Source organism: Mesorhizobium sp. KR2-14 (assembly GCF_040049255.1).
Classification (GTDB): Bacteria; Pseudomonadota; Alphaproteobacteria; order Rhizobiales; family Rhizobiaceae; genus Pseudaminobacter.
In genome coordinates this window covers 1-1586 of sequence record NZ_JBDZDR010000025.1, presented here as the reverse complement: position 1 = coordinate 1586, position 1586 = coordinate 1, and the positions used below count along the sequence as shown (strand labels likewise).

The following is a 1586-nucleotide window of genomic DNA, read 5'->3' as shown; positions in this document are numbered from 1 at the left end:
ATGTGGCGGCCATGTTGAAATGTCCGCCGACGAGCAAAATAGAAATGTCACTTTGACCCGCCACACGGCACGACGACCAGCCCCGATCTGACCGGCTGGTCCGGGTTGCAAGGCAGATCGGGGCTGGTGATCTCATTGCGCCGCGTCGCGACGAGACAAAGCTTTCTCTCGTCGCGCGAGCACCACAGGATCGTTCACGAAATCCTTCCGACGTGCCGGCCCACGAGCCTGCGGCACATACCCATTCTTCTCGCTGTTGGTCCTGACCTTCGGTGGCGGCAACTGCTGCTGTCGCTCCTTGATATAGGCCAGAACATCAGAAAGTCGCTTGTTTTCGGTGATGGCCGCATGGGTCACACGCTGGTCCTTGTCGAACACCCGATAGGGCAGGGAATGTCCCTTCCAACGCACGTCGAATCGGCCATCGGCATAGGCGTAGGTCTCGACGTAGCGGCCGACCAGCCCGCGCGTCACTGCGTTCTCCTCCAGCAGGATGCGCTGGCGCTCGTAGGAAAACGTCAGCTGGGCGCCGACATAGCGCTGCTCTCGCTTGCACAGAATGTCCTTGAGCCGGTCCGCCATGAGGTTCAGCGGCCGATGCAGGTCCTCCGGGCGGGCAGGCGTTCGGGCAAAGCGCGCGTTGTGGCGCTCGATAAAGCCAGGCAAAAAGGCGTTGCCCGCTTCCATGTCCGAAATCCCCGCCAGCCGCAGTTCCTTCACCAGGCGGTCCTGCAGCGTCCGGTTGGCGCGCTCGACCCGACCCTTGGCCTGGCTCGAGTTCGCACAAAGAATCTCGATGTTTAGCTCTGAAAGCGCACGGCCGAACTGCGTCATGCCCTGGCCGCCCTTGGCATCCGTCTTCGCCACCCGGAACACCGAATGCTTGTCGGAATAAAAGGCGATTGGGGCGCCGTGATCCTTCAGATAAAGCTCAAGCGCCTCGAAATACGTAAACGCACTTTCCGAGCGCACGAACCGAAGCTGCATCAGCTTGCCTGTCGCATCATCGATGAACACCAACAGCGAACAGGGCGGCCCGCGATCCTCGAACCAACGATGCTCGGAGCCGTCGATCTGCACCAGCTCGCCTAAGGCCTCACGGCGCAACCGTGGCTGATGGAACGAGCGCCGCTGCTGGCGCGACAACCAGAGACCGTCGTCCGACATCCATTTGCGCAGCGTCTCGCGCGATACCCTCAGCCCAGCATGCTCGGCGAGCTTCTCGGCCGCCAAGGTCGGACCGAAATCCGCATAGCGCTCACGCACGATCGCCAAGGCATAATCACGCACACCGTCGCAAATTCGATTGTTCGACCGCCGTCCGCGGGCTTTGTGCCGAATTGACGCTGCGCCATCCGCGCGGATCCGCTCCAGAAGTCGGCGGACCTGGCGTGTGCTCAAATCAAGAACACGCGCCGCCGACACCAGCGTCATCGGGCCGGCGACAACCTTCGACAAAACCTCGATCCGCTGCAGATCACGCTCGCTCATCGCAACCAGTCCCATCCGCAACCCCCACGTCTCAAACGCGGGGAGTGTGACATTCTTACTTTGCAGATTCAGGACATTCTAACTTTGCGGCTACA

At 61.2% G+C, this 1586-nt stretch carries 1 protein-coding gene; it reads right to left on the bottom strand.

Translation table 11 applies throughout. The features are described 5' to 3' along the window. Window positions 1-132: 132 nt before the first annotated feature. Window positions 133-1506, bottom strand: coding sequence for an ISNCY family transposase (locus tag ABLE86_RS22820; RefSeq protein ID WP_348781283.1), 1374 nt, complete (start codon window positions 1504-1506; stop codon window positions 133-135). Window positions 1507-1586: the final 80 nt, after the last annotated feature.